This window comes from Salinimicrobium gaetbulicola (assembly GCF_042676025.1).
Lineage (GTDB): Bacteria > Bacteroidota > Bacteroidia > Flavobacteriales > Flavobacteriaceae > Salinimicrobium > Salinimicrobium gaetbulicola.
On the sequence record NZ_JBHTJP010000032.1, the window covers coordinates 495,357 to 516,854 of the forward strand.

Genomic DNA, 21,498 nt, shown 5'->3' on the forward strand with positions numbered 1-21,498 from the left:
TCTTGTCTTTGATTTTGATAAAAATGGTACTTACTACCTGAAACAAAATATCCCTTAGTAACTGAATCTGGTTCAGCTACTAAGGGATTATTATTTAGTTGAAGTAAAAAGGTTTACCTCACCAACTTCTTGTATTTAATACGTTTTGGAGTCACATCTCCACCAAGTCTCTTTTTCTTATTCTCTTCATATTCAGAGAAACTTCCTTCAAAGAAATACACTTCAGAGTTACCTTCAAAAGCCAAGATATGTGTACAAACACGATCAAGGAACCAACGGTCGTGAGAAATGATCACTCCACATCCGGCAAAATTTTCAAGTCCTTCTTCCAAAGCCCGAAGGGTATTCACATCAAGGTCGTTGGTAGGCTCATCCAGAAGCAGTACGTTCCCTTCTTCCTTAAGGGTCATTGCTAAATGCAGACGGTTCCTTTCTCCTCCCGAAAGCATACTTACCTTTTTGTTTTGCTCACTTCCGCTGAAGTTGAATCGGCTTAAATAGGCTCTGGAATTTACCTGGCGCCCTCCCATCATGATAAGTTCCTGCTCATCACTAAAGTTCTGCCAAATGGTTTTTTCCGGATCTATGTTAGAGTGACTTTGATCAACATATGCGATCTTGGCGGTATCTCCCACCTCAAAAGTTCCTTTATCTGGTGTCTCTTCTCCCATAATCATTTTGAAGATCGTGGTCTTACCGGCTCCGTTGGGTCCAATGATCCCTACGATCCCGGCCTGTGGTAATTTGAAGTTGAGATCGTCATAAAGTAACTTATCTCCGTATGCTTTTGCCACCCCTTTAGCCTCGATCACATTTGTTCCCAAACGTGGACCATTAGGAATATAAATCTCCAGTTTCTCGTCCATTTGCTTTTGATCCTGGCTCATCAACTTATCGTAGTTATTCAAACGGGCCTTTTGTTTAGCCTGTCTCCCTTTCGGTGCCATACGAGACCACTCCAATTCACGTTCAAGCGTTTTTTGACGCTTACTGGCTTGTTTTTGCTCCTGGGCTAGACGCTTAGATTTCTGATCTAACCAGGAAGAGTAGTTTCCTTTCCATGGAATACCTTCACCTCTGTCAAGTTCCAGGATCCATCCTGCAACATTATCCAGGAAGTAACGGTCGTGAGTTACAGCGATCACTGTTCCTTTATACTGCTGTAAATGATGCTCAAGCCACAATACCGATTCGGCATCGAGGTGGTTGGTAGGCTCATCCAGCAATAATACATCAGGTTCCTGAAGTAATAATCTACATAGGGCTACACGTCTGCGCTCTCCCCCGGAAAGCACTCCGATCTTCTTGTCTGGTTCCGGCGTACGCAAGGCATCCATTGCGATCTCAAGTTTGGTATCGAGTTCCCACGCATTGCTGGCATCGATCTTATCCTGAAGCTCAGCCTGCTTATCCATAAGCTTCTGCATCTTATCTGGATCTTCATAGACTTCCGGCAACCCGAACATGTCATTTATCTTGTTATATTCATCAAGAATGGCAACAGTTTCCGCAGCACCTTCTTTCACTACCTCCAAAACGGTTTTATCTTCATCCAGTTTTGGTTCCTGCTCAAGGTAACCAACAGAATATCCCGGTGCGAACACCACGTCTCCCTGGTAATTCTTTTCCTCCCCAGCAATAATACGTAGAAGCGTAGATTTTCCTGATCCGTTCAAACCAAGAATCCCGATCTTCGCGCCGTAGAAAAAACTAAGATAAATGTTCTTTAAAACCGGAGTGTTAGCTCCTTGATAGGTCTTGGTAAGACCAGACATGGAAAAGATCACTTTTTTATCATCTGCCATAAAAATGTTTTTTAAAATTGGTTTCAGTCTGAATTTTAAAACATTACGTTCTAAATCCTGAAAAAATTAATATTCGCAAATATCATAATTTTAGAAATGATATTCACTTCAGATGCTTGAAAATTTAAGAAGAATGAAGTCCCAAAAGCCTTAATATGATCAGTAATTGACCTGTGTGATAAGCTGTGTGTTCTATAACCAGCATTATCTCCCTGAAGATCGAATGTTTTTCGTTTGAAGGAACAGGATCGGAAAGGTCATTTTCAGGATCTAAAACATGCGCTGCCAGTGCCTCTCTTTCCTTAAAGAAATCAGATTTCAAATGTTCCCACTCTTTCTCATTACTGGGAGCTTGATGATCTGGCCAGTAATCTTCAGGCCAGGAATGCTCCTCATAATCTTTATTCCGGCAATAATTCAGAATGTCTTGCTGGGTAAACTTTAAATGGTAGAATTGTTCATAAAAGGAATAAGGCAAACCTTTGGGCCGCTTGCCAACATCCTTAAAACTTATTTTTTTGAGCAGTTCTTCTACCGGCATAAAAGCGTGGCCACCGCTAAGATGAGAAACCAGTTGCTCTTTTGTACTTCCAGAAGTTCCCATAGTAAAAGTAATTTAATCACCTTAAAAATACTCATTTGTGGGTAATGGACCATATTATCTGCAATGCTAGATTTGATAAACAAAAAAAGGATAAAGACACTGGTTCTTTATCCCTTTTTTAATGAAGTATTTCAAATGTTATACTTTAAACTCTCCCTTTTAAAGCATTGAATGCCCAGGACATTACAAAGAATCCTATTCCCACTGTTGAAAAGCCAATAGCGTATTCTCTATATTTTAAAACGCCCAGCAGTACCAGGGCGATCCCTATTAATAGCATACAAAAGGAGGCCCAGCCGCATATTCCGTTCTTATTCATTCCCATTTTGGTAGGTGTTATGTTATTTAATATAAGTTACGGAAAATCTTTTGAAGCAGGTTAGCGATTTTCCGGGGGCAAAAATAAAGAAGTGTGACAAACACAACTATGACAAAGGTCGCATTTTTTAATAATTAATTAGAGAATTTTAGTTCGCGGGTTTTTGTATTTTAGCGACCACCCTATAAATTCAGTGATTTTAATGGGTATTTGAGATACTTCGAAGAACCAAAAGATATATTGACCAAACCAATGGATATTCAATTTAATAAAAACGAAGACCACAATAAATTGTTAGTTTCAGATCTAAAATCCCGGCTTAAAAAAGTCAAACTTGGAGGCGGTGAAAAAAGGATCGAAAAACATCATGCTAAAGGCAAGATGACAGCCCGGGAGCGAATCGATTATTTGCTTGACGATGCTTCCGAAGCTATAGAAATTGGCGCATTTGCCGGGGACGGAATGTACGAAGAACATGGCGGTTGCCCAAGTGGCGGTGTGGTAGTGAAGATTGGAAAGGTCGCTGAAAAGCAATGTATCATTGTTGCTAATGACGCGACCGTAAAGGCCGGCGCCTGGTTTCCTATCACCGCTAAAAAGAACCTAAGAGCCCAGGAGATCGCCATTGAAAACAGGTTGCCGATCATTTACCTGGTAGATTCCGCAGGGGTTTACCTTCCTATGCAAGACGAGATCTTCCCTGATAAAGAACACTTCGGAAGAATATTCAGAAATAACGCCGTTATGAGCAGCATGGGAATCACCCAGATCTCTGCCGTGATGGGAAGTTGCGTTGCCGGGGGTGCTTATTTACCTATTATGAGTGACGAAGCCCTTATTGTAGATAAGACCGGAAGTATTTTCCTTGCAGGAAGTTACCTGGTAAAAGCGGCCATTGGCGAATCTATTGACAATGAAACTTTAGGTGGAGCTACCACCCACAGTGAGATAAGCGGGGTTACCGATTATAAAGCGAAAGATGACAAGGACGCGCTGGATACCATTCGCGGACTTATGGATAAGATCGGGGATTATGACAAGGCCGGGTACAATCGTAAAGCTCCTAAAAAACCTAAAAAAGATCCTCAGGACATCTACGGAATTCTTCCAAAACTCCGTAATGAACAGTATGATATGCGCGATATCATTGCTCGTCTGGTAGATGATTCAGAATTTCAGGAATACAAGGAAGGTTACGGTCAGACCATTATTACCGCTTACGCCCGAATTGACGGCTGGGCAGTGGGAATTGTAGCCAACCAGCGAAAGATCGTTAAAAATGCCAAAAAAGAGATGCAGTTTGGAGGGGTGATCTACTCAGATTCTGCAGATAAGGCCACGAGATTTATTGCTAACTGTAACCAGAAAAAGATCCCGTTGGTATTTCTTCAGGATGTAACCGGGTTTATGGTAGGCAGTAAAAGTGAGCATGGAGGCATTATTAAAGACGGTGCGAAAATGGTAAATGCCGTAAGTAATTCGGTTGTTCCCAAGTTTACCGTGGTAATCGGAAACTCTTACGGAGCAGGGAATTATGCCATGTGCGGAAAAGCTTACGACCCTCGATTGATCTTTGCATGGCCAAGCGCAGAGCTGGCTGTAATGGGCGGAACCCAGGCGGCAAAGGTACTCGCTCAAATTGAGACCGCTTCCATGGAAAAGAAAGGTCAGAAAGTAGATGCCGAGAAGGAAAAAGAAGTATTTGATACTATCAAGGCCAGGTATGATAAACAAACATCAGCCTACTATGCGGCCGCTCATCTTTGGACCGATGCCGTGATCGACCCGCTGGACACCCGAAAGTGGATCTCTTCGGGAATCGAAGCAGCCAACCACGCTCCTATTGAAAAAGATTTTAATTTGGGAGTGATCCAAACCTGATCAGAATTTAGGTTCAGTAAAATTTTAAGTCGCTAAAATGAGATTTTTCGCCTCCTTTCTTTTATTCATAGTTCTATCAATTCCTGTATCTGCACAGGTCTTAAGCCACAAAAAGACCTTTACGGAAGCAGACACATTACGGGGATCATTGCGACCTGAAAGAAATTATGATGTGCTCAAATATCATTTGGACGTAAAGGTGGAACCGGACACTAAATTTATATCAGGCTCGAACACCATTACTTTTAAAACGGAAGCTGAATTACCGGTCATGCAGATCGACCTGTTCGAAAACATGCAGGTAGATTCGATTATTTATAAAGGGGAAAATCTTGATTATACCCGACGATTTAACGCGGTCTTCGTTAAAATGCAACCTGAGCTTAAACAAGATCAGGTTGACTCCTTGCAGTTCTACTACTCGGGAAATCCAATAGTTGCTAGAAATGCCCCCTGGGACGGTGGTTTCGTCTTTAGCGAAGATGAGGAAGGAAATCCATGGATAGCTGTGGCTGTCCAGGGAACAGGCGCCAGCCTATGGTACCCGAACAAGGATCACCAAAGTGACGAACCTGAAGAAGCTCTAATTGAAATTTCAGTTCCAAACGGACTCATGAATGTTTCTAACGGAAGATTTGAAGGTAGAGAAAATTTACAGAATGGGTTTACAAAATGGTCCTGGAAGGTGGAAAACCCGATCAACAACTATAACATAGTGGTTAATATTGGTAATTATACCCATTTCAGCGACCGTTACAAAGACCTGGATCTCGATTATTACGTTTTGCCATACAACCTCGAAAAAGCAAAAAAACAATTCGAAGAGGTAAAGATCATGATGGATTGCTTTTATGAAAAGTTCGGGGCTTACCCATTCGAGGAAGACGGTTTCAAACTGGTTGAAACTCCATACCTGGGAATGGAACACCAAAGCGCTGTGGCCTACGGCAATAAATATCGAAAAGGTTATCTGGGAACCGATCTTAGCGGTACAGGAATAGGTTTAAGATGGGATTTTATAATCATTCATGAAACAGGACATGAATGGTTTGGAAACAGCATTACCGCAGCAGACATCGCAGATATGTGGATCCATGAAGCTTTCACAACTTATTCCGAAGCGGTTTATATTGAATGCCGCTGGGGAAAAGAAGATGCCCTGGAGTACCTGAAGGGAATTCGCAAAAATATCGGAAACTACGCCCCTCTTATCGGGACCTACGGTGTGAACAGTGAAGGATCGTCTGACATGTATTATAAGGGAGCCAACCTATTGAACACCATCCGAAGCATCTATAATGATGACAAATTATGGTGGAAAACTCTAAAAGATTATACTGAAACATATCGTCACAGGATCATTACTTCGCAGACAACCGAAGAATTCTTTGATGCAGCTACCACGGTAGATCTTAAACCGGTTTTTGAACAATATTTAAGACATCCTGATCTTCCTGAATTACAGGTCCGGAAAAAAGGTAATCAACTGGAATATCGCTGGAAAGCAGATGTATCAAATTTCGAAATGCCCGTAGATGTGATCATAGACGGAAAAGAGAAACGCCTCTTCCCAACCGAGGACTGGAAAATACTACCTCAAAAGATTTCCGAAAAAACAGACTTCAAAGTTAATGAAGCTGAATTCTACTTAGGTTTTACTGGATTTTAACCGGTATTCCAAGATGCTCCAGAAAGGATTTATTGTCCTGAAAATTATTTATTTATTTAATTTTCAGTAACTTATAGTTTCTAAAACTAAAAGCTATGGCAACTATTAAATCAATGAATAAGTGGGCCAATGCGCATACTTATTACTGGCTGGACCTTGTAAGGATAGCCCTGGGAGTTTTCTTCTTCATTAAAGGATTACAATTCATTTCCCAAACCCATATGTTGACAGAATTGATCTCACCGCTGTCGGGTTTTGGAGGCACCATGCTCATCGTTCATTATATTGCACCAGTGCACCTGGTGGGAGGACTGTTGATCGCATTCGGGTTATTGACCCGCTGGGCTTTGATCGCTCAGCTTCCCATTTTAATTGGAGCGATCGTCATTAATTTTGCAGGAACCATGTTCGTGGGGAACTTTCTACTCGCATTGGCAGCATTATTATTGACCGCATTTTTCATTTACTACGGTTCAGGTAAACACTCGCTGGATTACTATTTTAAGATGCAAACCTAAAATATAGTTCAGGCCATTCTGCTTTTCAAGGTATTACCTCTATGGATCTTACCATTTGGGGTTTCCTCAAATTTTTCTACGAAATAGATCTTTTTGGGGATCTCGAATTTTCCTAATTTCCGACTTGTCTTGATCTCATTTTCAAGGGAAAGTAAAGCCTCTTCAGAAAAGTCACTTTCCACCATCAATACCAGTTTTTCCCCAAGCGATGGATCTGGAAGAGAGGTGACAAAAAATCTGCTGGGAATAATTGGTTCGAGCTTTGTCTCAATTTGTTCAGGATGTAATTTTACGCCGCCGGAATTGATCACATTGTCATAGCGTCCTTTCCAAATGAATGTCTTGCTGGTCAACAACTCCACCACATCATTGGTCACAATCTCTATTTCTGAAAGCTGAGGCGCCTTTATCACCAAACAATCCCTGTCATCTGTAGAAATTGAAACATTGGGCAACACGGTAAAAGGAATAGGATCTGATTTCATCTTTTTTGGGTTAACCCTTCTGGCAGCAATATGAGTGACCGTTTCCGTCATTCCGTAAGTTTCATACACTTCCGTAGCAAGCCCCTGCACCAGATTCTTTTGAGTAGATGAAATAGCTCCTCCTCCAACAATAAGTTTCCTGATCAAATGCAGCCGGCTTAATGAATTGTCCAGCTGAAATGGAGTCATGGCACAAAAATCATATATCTTAAAAACCTGGTCCAAAGGATTGGCTTTAGGCAATCTAAGATCGATCTCCCAGCCAAGTAGAATGGCTCTTACCAGCATCATCTTGCCGGCGATGAAATCGACCGGCAAACAATGTAAGGCAGTTGTACCCGCAGGAAGATCAAAGAACCGACCTGTAGCCTTTGCGCTGTTGATCATGAATTGCTTTTTGATCCTGATCGTTTTTGGCGCGCCCGTAGAACCCGAAGTTTTTACCTCTACATAATCCTTGTCGTTGAGCCAGTCCAATAAAAAATTTCCGGCCTGCGCCTCATACGGCTCTCCTTCCTTTATCAGGCTGTAAGCCACCGCAGCCAATTCTTCATTGGTGTAGTAAAGCTTATTAAGCCTGAAAGCGGGATGCGTTTCGGGTAGACGGAAATTTTTTTGCATAACTTTAATCCAACTTTAACTTCTGAGACTTAAAGTTAGCATTTTGGTCAAGAAATCTAAATTTCTTCTGAAACATTTAAGGTTTCGGGTGGATGTACCCTTCCAAAAAGGCGTTCTTTCCAGTTTGTCCAATTATACTTTTTAGCCATCAGGAACAAGAAGATGGGATAAACAATGATAATAGGAAGAACAATATCCATTCCTCCGGATGGCTCAGAGATATCCTTTAAAATAGAATGAGTTTGAAAAGCGGTCCAGTCGGCGGTCACTAAAAGGGCGCCTATCAGGTTATTTCCGGCATGAAAGCCCAATGCCAGCTCCATCCCCTCGTCCATCAAGGTCATGATCCCCAACAACAATCCCGTACCTATATAATAGATCATTATAATATAACCCATTTGCTTAACTTCGGGATTAGCCAGGTGCAGACTTCCAAAGATCACAGAGGTCATAAGTAAAGGAAACCACCTGTTTCTGGCGAGAATTCCCAGGCCTTGCATCAAATACCCACGGAACATATATTCTTCAAAACTGGTCTGTAAAGGTACCATGACAATGGCGATTACTGCGAGGATCAGGAACGGCACAGGTTTGAAATTCCAGACAAATTCTTCCGGCCTAAGGTTATAGTCGATAACCGTTGCGACTAATAAAAAGATCCCAATAATGCTGAATCCAAAAAAGAATCTTCCCCAATCCATTTTTTTGCGGGTTGTGGTGGCTTCTATAATTGGTTGCTCGTGTAAATATCTTATGACCAGTAATATTCCTCCCAGGCCGGCGGCATAGGTAAGCAATAGCAGGAAAAACGAAAGGTTTGGCTCGAGAACAGACAGCATTTGAGATTCATCCATACCCATCACGTCAAAACCAAGCTCCATGAAGAGCGCTACACCAAATGGTATTTGTCCAACGATCACGGCAAAAAATACCAGTAAAATTCCAATTAAATACCTCCACCAATCTGTTTTTGCCTTGTATGCCTGTTGTATAAACATCTTCTTATAGGTTAAATTTCCATTCTTTATTAATATCATACCACAATTTACCTTGCCTGACCTCTAAAGGAGCTTCAAAATTATTGGTGTACAATCCTCCTGTTCCAAGTCCCTGTGGCATATCATTGTCCTGCGCATAAGTAAATTGTGAGATCCCATTGAGTCCCACATTACTTTCCAGCGCACTGGTGATCCACCAACCGGTATTAGATTCTTCTGCCAGGTCAATCCACTCACTTGCACCTCTAAATCCGCCAATAAGGCTGGGCTTAAAAATGAGATATTGTGGTTGTATCATTTGTATAAGATCACGTTTATTTGTTACATGAGTAACTCCAATCAATTCTTCATCAAGCGCAATAGCTAAGGGGGATTGCTCACATAATTGAGCCATAGCTTCCGGTTGGCCTTGCTTTATGGGCTGTTCAATACTGTGCAATTCCAGCTCGCTAAGCCTATTTAATTTCGTCAATGCTTCGGAAGGTGTAAACGCGCCATTGGCATCAACCCTTATCTCCATTTCTTCGGAAGTGAATTCCTTTCGAATAAAACGTAGCAGACTCAATTCAGTTTCAAAATCTATCGCGCCTATTTTAAGTTTTATACAGCGGAAGCCCTGGTCGATCTTTTGAAGGATCTGCTCCTTCATGAATGCTTCCTCTCCCATCCACACTAATCCGTTTATGGGAATAGAATCTTTTCCGGAAGTAAATTCCGAAGGGTATAACATAAAAGGATCATCTGATTCCAATGACCTGAAAGCCATCTCCACTCCAAATTGTATGCTGGGAAAATCACGAAGCTCTTCCCAAAGGCGATCTTTTCCTAATTTGATATTAGCACAAACCCATTTAAGTTTTTCCTCATAATCTGGCCGGTCATCAAAACTCAAGGTTCTCAGGATGCCGCACTCTCCTATTCCTCTTTTTCCCTGGTACTCCAAAATGAGAAACCAGGTCTCTTTTTCGGTAAGTATTCCGCGGGATGTTCCGCTGGGACGTTTGAAATTGAGAATGTATCGCTTGTAGGAGGCTTTGATCATAAATAAAATTAAAGTGGACAGGGATTACAGTTCGATGCTTTCTCCAGGCTCTAAAAGCATAAGGTCTTTTCCTTTTTCGTAGAATTTTCGTTTTGCTTCTTCATGATCGATCTCAATGAAGCCAAAGGTATCATAATGACATCCCAGGATCTTATCGCATTCTACAAAATCACTGGCAATGATCGCGTCTTCAATTCCCATCGTAAAGTTATCCCCAATTGGAAGGATTGCCAGATCCAGTTTTGTTTGCATGGGAATAAGTTTCATATCCATAGTCAGCGCGGTATCACCTGCAATATAGATATTCTTGTGTTCACCTTCTATTACAAATCCCCCCGGTTGACCGCCAAAGCTGCCATCAGGGAAAGAACTGCTATGGATCGCGTTCACATATTTAAGATTTCCGAATTCAAAGCTCCAGGTACCACCATGGTTCATAGGATGTACTTCCAGACCCTTGTTTTCGTAATGGGTGGTGATCTCAAAATTACTTACTATTACTGCACCGGTATTCTTTGCGACCGCTTCAGCATCCAGGGTATGGTCCTGATGCGCATGTGTCAAAAGAATATAATCTGCCTTAAGCTCATTAATATCGAATTTCGATTCCAGTTTTTCATTTCCGGTAATAAAAGGGTCTACCAATAAATGAATTCCCTGAACTTCGATGCCAAAAGTACTGTGTCCGTAATGTGTAATTTTCATGATTTTCTGGTTTTAAAGACAAATTACAAAAAGTTCCCGAAGCAACTGCTCTAAAATATCTGCCCTATTCCGAAGAGAACTGCTAACAGAAAAGTTGAAAGCGCGAGTTTTTTAAGTTCCGGATCAAGGTTTCCGGGAGTAGTGTTCTCCATCACTCTGTTCAAATGTCTTAAAATTGGAATAAAAGCCACAAAATACAGGAGATCCTCAATTCCTGTAAAGGTAAATGCCGAAAAGAGTACCATTGAAAATACAGCGGCAATAATTAAGATATAGTGATATTTTTTCGCCTTTTGCGGTCCTATTTTTACAACGAGGGTATTCTTACCGGCCTTTTCATCAGATTCCCGGTCTCGCATATTATTCAGGTTAAGAACTCCTGCGCTTAGCAGACCAATTGTGAAGGAAGGAAACAGCACTTTCCAGTCCCATTCCAAAGCGTACAGGAAGTAACATCCATAAACACCCACAATTCCGAAGAAAAGAAACACAAATAGATCTCCCAGGCCTTTATATCCGTATGCAGAATTTCCCACCGTATACTTTACCGCTGCCATGATCGCCGCCAATCCCAGGATAAAAAAGATCAGGGCGTAAAAAATGCTTTTATGCCCAAAGGCTATATAAATTAAGGCAAGTGCAAACAAAAAGGTAATCACACCGGTGAGTATCATTCCCAGCCACATATCCTTTTTTGTGATTAGGCCGCTTTGAAGTGCCCTTTTTGGCCCAATGCGATCCTCATTATCGGTGCCTTTTACAAAATCTCCATAATCATTGGCGAAATTAGAAAGTACCTGAAGGCCTAAGGTGGTAGCCAGGGCCAGGCTGAAAATGACAGCATGAAATTCCCCCTGGGCGACAGCTATCGAGCTACCAACCAGGATTCCTGAAATAGAAAGAGGAAGGGTCCTGATCCTCGCTGCACTTATCCAACTTTGAAATTTATTCATCTTTATCGCATTACTTTTACCAACAATTCTTTTAAAAGATCACCCTGCGGAACGTTTGCAGCTCCCACTCCTTTACTTTTTACATCGGCATCCCGCAAATAAGAGATCGCCCGACTTACTTTTTTCATGGAGTAATTTGCGGCCGCTGTAGAATAATCGCTCACAAAATACGGATTCACTTTCAGAACCTTTGCCACATTTGACTTGGACTTATCACTCAAAGCGTGATACTGTTGAATTTGTGAAAAGAAACTGAACAATAATGATACCGTCACAACCATAGGATTGTCCTTTGGGTTTTGAGAAAAATAATTAATGATTCGATGAGCTTTAAGATCATCTTTCATTCCCACTGCCTTTCGCAGCTCAAAATTATTGAAATCCTTACTTATCCCAATATTTTCTTCAATGATCTCTGGGGTGATATTAGTTCCCTGCGGGCAGATTAATTGCAGCTTTTGAAGTTCGTTGTCGATCTTACCAAGGTCAGTTCCTAAGAACTCCACCAACATTTGCGAAGCCTTTGGCGCTATTTGATAGCCTTTCCCCTGCAGGCTTTTATTGATCCATGCTGCTACCTTATTTTCGTACAAGGGCTTACTTTCAAAAATAACCCCGGTCTTTGCAACAGCTTTATGAAGTTTCTTTCTCTTATCTAGCTTCTTGTATTTATAACAAACCACCAGCACGGTAGATGGCTGTGGATTCTCAACATAGGCGGTTAACTGTTCAATTGTCCTTGAAAGATCCTGGGCCTCTTTGACGATCACGACCTGTTTTTCGGCCATCATGGGAAACCGTTTCGCGTTCCCAACGATCTCATCAATACTCACATCACGCCCATACAACACCATTTGATTAAAGCCTTTTTCGTCTTCCTGCAACACGTTTGCTTCAATATAATCGGCAATTTGATCTATAAAATAAGGCTCCTCTCCCATCAAAAAATAAACAGGTTTAATGTCTCTCTTTTGAATGGCAGATATAATACTATTTACTTCATCCATTAAAATCAGGTTTTTGATGCAGAGTTGAAACGGCGGCAGGAATTTATTGAAAAAATCCTATTTTTGGCCATGCATTCACTGAATTTCCCCAACTATACATTCAGGCTCAAAAATAGCGAAAATAAAGTAGCTGTTTTTGATGAGCTTCGGAAAAAATTTGTCCTTCTCACTCCCGAAGAGTGGGTACGCCAGCATACCGTACAGTTTCTACTGCAGGAAAAAAAATTACCTAAAAGCCTGCTGAATGTTGAAAAGCAGCTGAAGGTGCATGATCTCATTAAGAGATATGATATCCTTGCCTATAATCCCGATGGCAGCATCCATTTGATAGTGGAATGCAAGGCGGCATCGGTTCCCATTACTCAGGACACTTTTGACCAGATAGCTCGTTACAACCTGGCTTTAAAGGCAACCTATCTTATGGTTACCAATGGTCTGCAACACTACTTTTGCCAACTGGATTATGAAGCTGAAAAATATCATTTCCTGGCAGACCTTCCGGAATGGACTTAAAAAACCAATACCTCCTATTATACTCTTCGGAAATCTCCTTTTTTCCTACATTTTTGTTTTAATTTGCAACTGTGAAAATCGCCGTAGTCATACTTAACTGGAATGGAAAAGCACTGCTGAAGCAGTTTCTTCCCTCTGTAGTCCAAAATTCCCCCGAAGCCACCATTTATATAGCCGATAATGCCTCTGAAGATAATTCGGTAGACTATGTGAGATCTCATTTTCCCGAAGTAAAGATCATTCAGAATAAGGTGAACGGAGGCTACGCAAAAGGTTATAATGATGCCCTGGCCGAGCTTGAGGAAGATATCTACATATTATTGAACAGTGATGTAGAAGTTACCCAAAACTGGTTGCCACCCATGATTGCCGAATTTGAAAGTGATCCCCGGGTCGCTGCCTTGCAACCGAAGATCCTGGATTATAAAAGAAAGGATCACTTTGAATACGCGGGTGCCGCAGGTGGTTTTATCGATAAACTGGGTTATCCTTATTGCCGCGGAAGAATTTTTGATACGCTTGAAAAAGATGAAGATCAGTATGATGACACAGTAGAGATCTTTTGGGCCAGCGGTGCCTGCTTGGCCATTAGAAAGACTTGCTTTATTGAGGCCGGAAGATTTGATGAAGATTTTTTCGCACACCAGGAAGAGATCGATCTTTGCTGGCGACTTTTTAACCTGGGATATAAAGTAAAAGCTGTTGGGACTTCTTCGGTTTTTCACCTTGGTGGTGGCACTTTAGATGCCATGAACCCCAAGAAGACCTACTATAATTTCAGGAACAGTTTATATACTGTTCTAAAAAATGCTCCAAAACCGGATTTTTTAAAAATAATTTTCTTCCGACTCATTTTAGACGGACTTGCCGGACTAAAATTTATTTTTGAGCTAAAACCCTCACATACAGTCGCTATTTTACAAGGACACTTCAGTTTTTATTCAAATTTCAGTCGGATTTTGAGAAAAAGAAAAAATAATTCTCAAAAAAAGAAATATTTCCACCGTGCCACCGTTGTATTGGCGTATTATTTGATACATAAAACCAAGTTTAGTCAGCTCTGAAAGTTTTTATTTAAAGTATCAGTATAATTTCGCAGAGCCCTAACTTTTTGTATTTTTGAAACGTTTAACAATTAATCACAACAATTAAGAATTATGAAGAAAATCATGCTTTTATCGGCCACCGCAGCCCTCCTACTTTCTTCTTGTGTTTCACAAAAGAAATATGCCGAGCTTGAAGCCCAACAAAAAGAGACTCAGGATCAGTTAAACACCGCTACGGTTAAACTGAATTCTTGTCTTGACGAAAAAGAAAGACTTAACCAGCAAATTGGCCAGTTAAGCAACCAAAACTCAGCGTTATTGAACAACGTAGGTGATTTGGCGACTCTTTCTAAAAAAGAAGCAGAAAACTTGGAGCGTTCTTTAGAAAGCATCAAAGAAAAAGACATGAAGATCCAGCGTATGCAGGATGCTATCACTAAGAAAGATTCAGTAACTCTAGCATTAGTAACCAGCCTTAAAGGTGCTCTTGGAAACTTAAGCGATGAGGATATCCAGATAAATGTTGAGAAAGGTGTAGTTTATGTATCTATCTCTGACAAACTTCTTTTCGAAAGTGGAAAATACAATGTATCTGACCGTGCGAAAGAAGTGTTAGGAAAAGTTGCTACTGTTGTTAAGAACAAACCAGATATCGAATTTATGGTTGAAGGTCACACTGATGACAAGCCAATTAGAAACGCAGTGCTTCAGGACAACTGGGATCTATCTGTAAAACGTGCTACTTCAGTTGTACGTGTACTACAGGAAGAATTCGGTGTTCAGCCACAAAGAATGACTGCCGCAGGACGTAGCTACTATGTACCGGTTGCAACAAACGAAACTGCTGATGGCAGAGCTAAGAACAGAAGAACACGTATCGTGATCCTTCCAAAATTAGATCAATTCTACAACCTTATTGACCAAGGAATGAAAGAAGCTAAATAAGCTTTCCTTTCTTTTAGAAAACTAAGCCTCGCAATTTGCGGGGCTTTTTTTTTGACCCTCAATGTGTTAATTATCAAAATATTAGCGCTTCAAAATCCTGTTATAACTTAAATTTATAAGACCCTACTTCATCTAAATTTGAGCTTATGTGGCCTGCACTCAAAAAAATCCGCTGTATATGGCTACTTCTACCTTTCCTGCTGCTGGCCTGTGAAAAAGAAGATGAGTTCATAAATAATGAACCTGTTTCAAACACAGAATCATTTTCGAGGGAAATAAAGGAAAGTCTTAGCTCGTATAACATTAACAAAAGCCTCAGCAAAAAATCTTACCGTTCCACTAAGGATAGAGTAATACACGATTTTTCACCACCTCAAATCTCAAACAGGGCTGTTATCCCTTCGGAATGTGGTGCTACAGAATTTTCAAGGATCCAATTTGACCATTTTACAGCACTCGCCTCCGACCAGTTGGCAACAGACAATTTTAATTTTTACACTTATCTAAATCACAACGCAGCATTGCTGGGTATTGGAACCGACACTTTTGGGGAAGATGGGGAATATACTCAGTTGGTGAATAAGATAGAACGAGACCTGGAACGTTTCTGGGACATGCACGATGAGATCTCAATACGCGGACAACATACTTCTACGCTCAACGATCCCGAAATGCTCACTGAAATTCTATGGTACCTGATCGCTGACCTGGAATCAAAAGAACAACTGCAACCCGAGATCGAAAGACTATTACAATTAAACCTCGAATCTCGATTGTTACCGGAATCCCCTTTTTTCGCAGCCGAGGTGTTTGCCAGCTTCAACAATATGATCGTTTTAGGAGACGGCTTAATTGAGATGTTCGCAGAAACGGGAATATCAGGTGAAGTAACATGGACCGGGATCTTAACTCACGAATGGGCCCACCAGATCCAGTTTGACCATTTCTTCCGCTGGTATCCTTTTGGAAGTTTTGAGACCCATGCTGAAGAGACTCGACACATCGAATTGGAAGCCGATTTCTTTTCCGCTTATTATCTTACCCATAAACGTGGAGCTACCTACAACTGGAAAAAGGCCGAAGAATTTTTTGAACTTTTCTTCCAGGCAGGAGACTGTTCATTTGAGTTTGACTTACATCATGGAACACCACACCAAAGAATGCAGGCCGCGAAAGAAGGTTTTAAGCTCGCACAATCAGCTCAAAAAAAAGGTCATATTTTAACTCCCGAGGAAGTGCATCACTATTTCATCAATGTTGCCCTTCCGGAAATATTACCTAAAAACTACAGTCTATAGGATATCAACACTTCCTTTCCCCTCCCTGATCACTTCAGGTTCAGAACTAGTGAGATCAATAACGGTAGAAGGAATATTATCTCCGTACCCTCCATCGATCACAAAATCAACCAGTTTATCCCATTTTTCAAGAATAAGCTCAGGATCGGTAGTGTATTCGATAACCTCATCCTCATCTCTTATAGAAGTAGAAATGATCGGGTTACCGAGCCCGGCCACCAGGGCTTTTGAAATGTTATTATCGGGTACTCTTATACCAACCGTTTTTTTCTTTTTGAAAACCGAAGGCAGGTTATTGTTTCCCGGAAGAATGAAGGTATAAGGTCCCGGCAAACAACGTTTAAGGATCTTGAATGTTTGGGTATCTATCTGGCGAACATAATCTGAAAGATTACTCAGATCTTCACAAATGAATGAGAAATTAGCCTTTTCAAGCTTAACACCTCTTAAATGCGCGATCTTTTCTAAAGCTGCCGTATTGGTAATATCACATCCCAAACCGTAAACGGTATCTGTAGGATAAATGATGACCGCTCCGTCTCTTAAAGCGTCGACTATGCGCTGGATTTGTTTTGGATTAGGGTTCTCTTCGTAAATTCTGATTAGTTCGGCCATGTTTTCAGTTTTTAAAATACAAAAGGTACATAATATCTAAGCCACGGTAAAATTCTCAGGAATGGGTCAGTCAGTTTTTTCTACTTCGCTTTCCAGCTTAAGAACCTCAGCTCCATTCTCCTGTTGGATCAGCAAAGCTTTATTCCCGGGCTTTCCTTTCCGGGTCACATTAGTTCCTTTAATGGTCGTGTTCACTTCATGGTCAAAGGTAGCCTTGACCTTGCCGGTCGCTGTACCTCTTCCCCATTTCCACGTAACAGTGGATCCTTCCCGAATCATTTTCGTTGCTTTCAAATAAAATTAAAGACAACATGATATATGTCCTAAAGAATAACAGAAACTTAACGGTTACTCTGGTCTCAGGAAAGAACCTTCAGTTTTGCGAACTTCAATAAGAGTTTTTTAATACCTCCGTTCTCGAAATTGATCTCTGCCTTTTTATCCTGTCCCACTCCTTCAATACTTAAGACCTTACCTTTTCCGAAGCGCATGTGCTCTACCTCGTTCCCCGCCTCTAATTGAACAGCAGGTTCATTGCTTGTGCTGGATTCAGGAGAAGTGGCCGGTCTCAGCTTACGAAGTTTTCGCAGTTGTTCATCTGTAGGTTTGTGAGATGGCGGCGGCGTCCCATTACTAGGTTTCTTCTGTCTGAATTTACTCTTATCTACCTCTCCAAAAATATCGGTATCAATAAGCGGTTTGTATTTGTAATCATCCTGCGGAACCATTAGATCTAGGAACTTGTCATCGATCTCTTCAATGAAGCGACTGGGTTCAGCATCTACCAGTTTTCCCCATCTATATCGGGATTGGGTATAGGTGAGATAGGCTTTTTTTTCAGCTCTTGTCAGAGCCACATAGAAAAGACGACGCTCCTCCTCCAGTTCAGACCTGGTATTCATACTCATGGCTGAAGGAAAAAGATCTTCCTCCATTCCCACTATATAAACGAACGGAAATTCCAGCCCTTTTGCCAGGTGAATTGTCATGAGGGCTACGCGGTCATCATCACCGGTATCCTTGTCCATATCTGTGGCTAGGGCAACATCTTCAAGGAATTCTGTAAGTGATCCGGTAGCGTCTGCAAGTTCTCTCTGGCCTTCGACAAAGTCACGGATCCCGTTCAATAATTCTTCAATATTCTCAATTCTTGCAATTCCTTCAGGGGTAGCGTCTTTTTTAAGCTCCTGCAGAAGTCCGGTTTTTTTAGCTACCGTTTCTGCCACCGTAAAAGCATCCGAAGTTTCATTCATGATCTGGAAACTTTTGAGCATATTGACAAAATTCTCCAGTTTGGCCATAGTACCGCGATTGATCTTAAGATCGATGCGGTCCAGGTTTTCTATCACTTCATAAATAGAACGCTTATAATGGTTAGCGGCTATTGTAAGCTTATCAATGGTAGTCTGACCAATTCCGCGAGCAGGGTAATTTATTACTCTTTTTAGCGCTTCCTCGTCTTTCGGGTTGATAATAAGGCGCAAATAAGAAAGTACATCCTTGATCTCCTTACGTTGATAGAATGACAGCCCTCCATAAATACGGTAAGGAATATCCTTTTTACGAAGAGCATCTTCCATAGCCCTACTCTGGGCGTTAGTTCTATAAAGAATGGCAAAATCCCCATTCTTCATTTGATGCTCCATTTTATTCTCGAAGATGGAACCGGCAACAAATCGGCCTTCCTCCCCATCGGTAAGCAGCCTGTTCACAACGATCTTAGGACCGTCATCATTAGCCGTCCACACTACTTTGTCCAATTTGGTTTTGTTCTTCTCGATAACAGAGTTGGCCGCCTCTACTATATTTTTGGTCGAGCGGTAATTCTGCTCCAGGCGATACATTTGCACGTTATCATAATCCTTCTGGAAATTCAGAATGTTATTGATGTTCGCTCCACGGAAGGCATAGATACTCTGAGCATCATCCCCCACCACACAAATGTTCTGAAATTTATCTGAAAGTGCCTTTACGATCAAATATTGAGAATGGTTGGTATCCTGGTACTCATCAACCAGAATATACCTAAAGCGGTTCTGATATTTCTGAAGTACCTCGGGAAACCTGTTCAATAATTCGTTGGTCTTCAAAAGAAGGTCATCAAAATCCATTGCCCCGGCCTTGAAACATCTGTCTACATATTGTTGATAGATATCACCCAGCCTGGGTTTTTTTGACATGGCATCGGCCTCCTGCAATTCAGCATTTTGGAAATAAGCTTTAACCGTGATCAAACTGTTCTTATAGGAGGAAATCCGGGAATAAACCTGTTTATATTTATAAACATCCTTATCCAGCCCCATCTCCTTTATGATCGAAGAAATAAGTCGTTGAGAATCCTGGGTATCGTATATGGTAAAATTGGAAGGGTAACCTAATTTGTCTGCCTCGAACCTCAGCATTTTGGCGAAGATAGAGTGAAAAGTCCCCATCCAAAGGTTTTTAGCTTCGCTGTTCCCTACGATCTTAGCGATACGGGTCTTCATCTCCCGAGCCGCTTTATTCGTAAAGGTGAGGGAAAGTATATTAAAGGCATCCACCCCCTGGCTCATCAGGTAAGCGATTCGGTAAGTTAACACCCGGGTTTTTCCAGATCCCGCGCCGGCAATCACTATCATCGCCCCGTCCTTTTGCAGTACGGGAGCTCTTTGCGCATCATTTAATTCGGCTAAGTACGATTCCAATATTCCTGTTTTTTAAAGGCGTGAAATTAACCCAAAAAGCGCTTAAAACAAAACGCTCTGTCGGGTACTTTACAAATCATCTTCGGAAGAATTATGCCAAAGCTGATATTTTAAATATATTAGGAATACAATTAATCGTCTGTAAGGATTATCAAAAAATGAAGCATGATTAATGATTTGATGGATTTTATAAAAGACTTACCGTGGTGGGTTTGGGCAATTGGATTTTTTGTCCTGATCGCTATTTATGATATTTTCTTCAACCGAAAACATACGTTGCTCCATAATTTCCCGGTTTTTGGTCGGGCACGGTATTTTCTGGAGAGTTTCGGTCCACCTTTGAGGCAATATATTGTTGCCAATAACCGGGAAGAACTTCCCTTCAATCGAAGAGAACGAGGCTGGGTCTATGCTTCGGCCAAAAATGTCAATAATTATGAGGGTTTTGGAACCGACCAGGACATCTACCATGAAAATTACATCTTCATCAAAAATGCGATGATTCCTTTTAAAGTTCCCGAAAAGCATCAAAATAAAAGAGATCCTTATTTCCTGGCTTCTGCAAAAGTGATAGGAGAATATAATAAGAGAAAAAGACCATACAGGCCTGCTTCGGTGATCAATGTTTCAGCAATGAGTTACGGCTCACTTTCAGCAAGAGCTATAGAATCCCTCAACAGAGGTTGTAAAAAAGCTGAAGCTTACCATAATACCGGTGAGGGCGGATTATCCCCTTACCACCAGACCGGCGCCGATGTTGTCTTTCAAATTGGAACAGGCTACTTCGGGGTAAGGAATGAAGGCGGCTCTTTTTCTATGGAAAAAATGGTAAAGCTAACCGAAACCAATCCGCAGGTTAGAGCCATTGAGATCAAACTTTCCCAGGGAGCTAAACCCGGTAAAGGCGGGGTACTTCCGGCCTCCAAGATCACTCCCGAGATCGCCAAGATAAGACACGTTCCCTTAGGCAAAGATGTGCTCTCCCCTCCCAACCACAGCACTTTTTCCAACATGGCCGAAATGGTGAACTTTATTGAAAGCATCGCCGAGCATACCGGTCTTCCGGTGGGGATCAAAGCCGCCATAGGAAAGCTGGAGGAGTGGAAAGAGCTGGCAAAGATCATGAAAGACACCAACAGAGGTCCTGATTTTATTACTATTGACGGTGGTGAAGGCGGAACGGGAGCAGCCCCGCCAAGTTTTGCTGACCATGTTGCGGTTCCTTTTATTTACGGGTTTACAGATGTATATAAGATCTTCCTGGAGGCAGAACTTACCGACAGGATCACATTTGTCGCTTCGGGGAAACTTGGTTTTCCTGCCAAAGCAGCTATGGCTTTCGCAATGGGAGCTGATGTTATAAATGTTGCCAGGGAAGCCATGTTCAGCGTAGGTTGCATTCAGGCGCAGGAGTGTCATACAAATCGATGTCCAACAGGGGTCGCCACCCAGAACCGATGGTTACAGGCAGGAATAAACGTTACCAATAAAGCTGATCGGGTTAATTATTATTTTTCTAATTTTAAGAAGGAATTATTGGAAATGACCCATGCTGCAGGATATGAACATCCTTGCCAATTTAACATGGGTGATGTGGAGATAAATCTGGGTGACCGGTTCATTGCTAAATCCCTTGGAGAGACTTTTCACTATGAAAAAGCAAAAGTTCCGTTTGATTCTGTTGAAACTTTAATTGGATGTCCTAACTTAGGCGGCTCATACAGAAAAGGAGAAAAAACCGAAGTGAAAGAGGTAGAAACCAAAGACACTTCAGTATCTGACCAATAAAT

At 41.5% G+C, this 21,498-nt stretch carries 20 protein-coding genes; 8 read left to right on the forward strand and 12 right to left on the reverse strand.

The window, feature by feature from the left end; translation table 11 throughout:
- Positions 1-113: 113 nt before the first annotated feature.
- From ettA to ACFQ1G_RS03680, 3 genes are all read right to left on the reverse strand, one after another.
- The gene (ettA, locus tag ACFQ1G_RS03670) at positions 114-1,805 is read right to left on the reverse strand and encodes an energy-dependent translational throttle protein EttA (protein ID WP_380736918.1); all 1,692 of its coding nucleotides are present in this window, start codon (positions 1,803-1,805) and stop codon (positions 114-116) included.
- Between the two features lie 124 nt (positions 1,806-1,929).
- Complete coding sequence (locus tag ACFQ1G_RS03675; protein ID WP_380736919.1) at positions 1,930-2,409, reverse strand: DinB family protein; 480 nt, start codon at positions 2,407-2,409, stop codon at positions 1,930-1,932.
- Between the two features lie 145 nt (positions 2,410-2,554).
- Positions 2,555-2,728 (reverse strand): CAL67264 family membrane protein, encoded by a 174-nt coding sequence (locus ACFQ1G_RS03680; protein ID WP_380736920.1) that lies wholly within the window; start codon positions 2,726-2,728, stop codon positions 2,555-2,557.
- 252 nt (positions 2,729-2,980) lie between these two features.
- Here ACFQ1G_RS03680 and ACFQ1G_RS03685 point away from each other — a divergent pair, with 252 nt between their 5' ends.
- From ACFQ1G_RS03685 to ACFQ1G_RS03695, 3 genes are all read left to right on the forward strand, one after another.
- Positions 2,981-4,609 (forward strand): acyl-CoA carboxylase subunit beta, encoded by a 1,629-nt coding sequence (locus ACFQ1G_RS03685; protein ID WP_380736921.1) that lies wholly within the window; start codon positions 2,981-2,983, stop codon positions 4,607-4,609.
- Between the two features lie 37 nt (positions 4,610-4,646).
- Entirely contained in the window at positions 4,647-6,278 is a 1,632-nt protein-coding gene (locus ACFQ1G_RS03690; protein WP_380736922.1) for a M1 family metallopeptidase, read from the forward strand.
- Between the two features lie 95 nt (positions 6,279-6,373).
- Positions 6,374-6,796, forward strand: coding sequence for a DoxX family protein (locus tag ACFQ1G_RS03695; RefSeq protein WP_380736923.1), 423 nt, complete (start codon positions 6,374-6,376; stop codon positions 6,794-6,796).
- 8 nt (positions 6,797-6,804) lie between these two features.
- On the opposite strand, the gene ACFQ1G_RS03700 is transcribed toward ACFQ1G_RS03695, so the two are convergent.
- The 6 genes from ACFQ1G_RS03700 to holA are packed head-to-tail and all read right to left on the reverse strand — an operon-like array spanning position 6,805 to position 12,607.
- Positions 6,805-7,902: an AMP-binding protein gene (locus ACFQ1G_RS03700; protein ID WP_380736924.1), complete on the reverse strand. Its 1,098-nt coding sequence runs from the start codon at positions 7,900-7,902 to the stop codon at positions 6,805-6,807.
- Positions 7,903-7,958: 56 nt separating this feature from the next.
- Positions 7,959-8,939, reverse strand: coding sequence for a CPBP family intramembrane glutamic endopeptidase (locus ACFQ1G_RS03705; RefSeq protein WP_380736925.1), 981 nt, complete (start codon positions 8,937-8,939; stop codon positions 7,959-7,961).
- Positions 8,905-9,939 (reverse strand): o-succinylbenzoate synthase, encoded by a 1,035-nt coding sequence (locus ACFQ1G_RS03710; RefSeq protein ID WP_380738447.1) that lies wholly within the window; start codon positions 9,937-9,939, stop codon positions 8,905-8,907. The genes ACFQ1G_RS03705 and ACFQ1G_RS03710 overlap by 35 nt, the downstream gene beginning before the upstream one ends.
- Before the next feature lie 27 nt (positions 9,940-9,966).
- Positions 9,967-10,647, reverse strand: coding sequence for a metal-dependent hydrolase (locus ACFQ1G_RS03715; protein WP_380736926.1), 681 nt, complete (start codon positions 10,645-10,647; stop codon positions 9,967-9,969).
- Between the two features lie 50 nt (positions 10,648-10,697).
- Positions 10,698-11,600 carry a 1,4-dihydroxy-2-naphthoate polyprenyltransferase gene (locus ACFQ1G_RS03720; RefSeq protein ID WP_380736927.1) on the reverse strand — a complete coding sequence of 301 codons (903 nt, stop codon included), beginning with the start codon at positions 11,598-11,600 and terminating at the stop codon, positions 10,698-10,700.
- A 2-nt stretch (positions 11,601-11,602) separates the two neighbouring features.
- On the reverse strand, positions 11,603-12,607 hold the full coding sequence (gene holA / locus ACFQ1G_RS03725) for a DNA polymerase III subunit delta (protein ID WP_380736928.1): 1,005 nt from the start codon (positions 12,605-12,607) through the stop codon (positions 11,603-11,605).
- A 69-nt stretch (positions 12,608-12,676) separates the two neighbouring features.
- Here holA and ACFQ1G_RS03730 point away from each other — a divergent pair, with 69 nt between their 5' ends.
- The 4 genes from ACFQ1G_RS03730 (at position 12,677) to ACFQ1G_RS03745 (ending at position 16,409) form a co-directional block, all read left to right on the forward strand.
- On the forward strand, positions 12,677-13,120 hold the full coding sequence (locus ACFQ1G_RS03730; RefSeq protein ID WP_380736929.1) for a type I restriction enzyme HsdR N-terminal domain-containing protein: 444 nt from the start codon (positions 12,677-12,679) through the stop codon (positions 13,118-13,120).
- Positions 13,121-13,191: 71 nt separating this feature from the next.
- Positions 13,192-14,184: a glycosyltransferase family 2 protein gene (locus tag ACFQ1G_RS03735; RefSeq protein WP_380736930.1), complete on the forward strand. Its 993-nt coding sequence runs from the start codon at positions 13,192-13,194 to the stop codon at positions 14,182-14,184.
- Positions 14,185-14,277: 93 nt separating this feature from the next.
- Entirely contained in the window at positions 14,278-15,111 is an 834-nt protein-coding gene (locus ACFQ1G_RS03740) for an OmpA/MotB family protein (protein ID WP_380736931.1), read from the forward strand.
- Positions 15,112-15,257: 146 nt separating this feature from the next.
- The gene (locus ACFQ1G_RS03745; RefSeq protein ID WP_380736932.1) at positions 15,258-16,409 is read left to right on the forward strand and encodes a hypothetical protein; all 1,152 of its coding nucleotides are present in this window, start codon (positions 15,258-15,260) and stop codon (positions 16,407-16,409) included.
- Here the strand turns inward: ACFQ1G_RS03745 and ACFQ1G_RS03750 are convergent.
- The 3 genes from ACFQ1G_RS03750 to ACFQ1G_RS03760 form a co-directional block, all read right to left on the reverse strand.
- On the reverse strand, positions 16,404-17,024 hold the full coding sequence (locus tag ACFQ1G_RS03750; RefSeq protein ID WP_380736933.1) for an L-threonylcarbamoyladenylate synthase: 621 nt from the start codon (positions 17,022-17,024) through the stop codon (positions 16,404-16,406). The two genes, ACFQ1G_RS03745 and ACFQ1G_RS03750, sit on opposite strands and share 6 nt — an antisense overlap.
- A gap of 66 nt (positions 17,025-17,090) precedes the next feature.
- Positions 17,091-17,303, reverse strand: coding sequence for a hypervirulence associated TUDOR domain-containing protein (locus tag ACFQ1G_RS03755; RefSeq protein WP_380736934.1), 213 nt, complete (start codon positions 17,301-17,303; stop codon positions 17,091-17,093).
- An 80-nt stretch (positions 17,304-17,383) separates the two neighbouring features.
- On the reverse strand, positions 17,384-19,708 hold the full coding sequence (locus ACFQ1G_RS03760; protein WP_380736935.1) for an ATP-dependent helicase: 2,325 nt from the start codon (positions 19,706-19,708) through the stop codon (positions 17,384-17,386).
- Between the two features lie 165 nt (positions 19,709-19,873).
- Here ACFQ1G_RS03760 and ACFQ1G_RS03765 point away from each other — a divergent pair, with 165 nt between their 5' ends.
- A complete protein-coding gene (locus ACFQ1G_RS03765) occupies positions 19,874-21,496 on the forward strand; it encodes an FMN-binding glutamate synthase family protein (RefSeq protein ID WP_380736936.1) in 1,623 nt (540 codons plus the stop codon).
- The last annotated feature ends 2 nt before the right edge of the window (positions 21,497-21,498 follow it).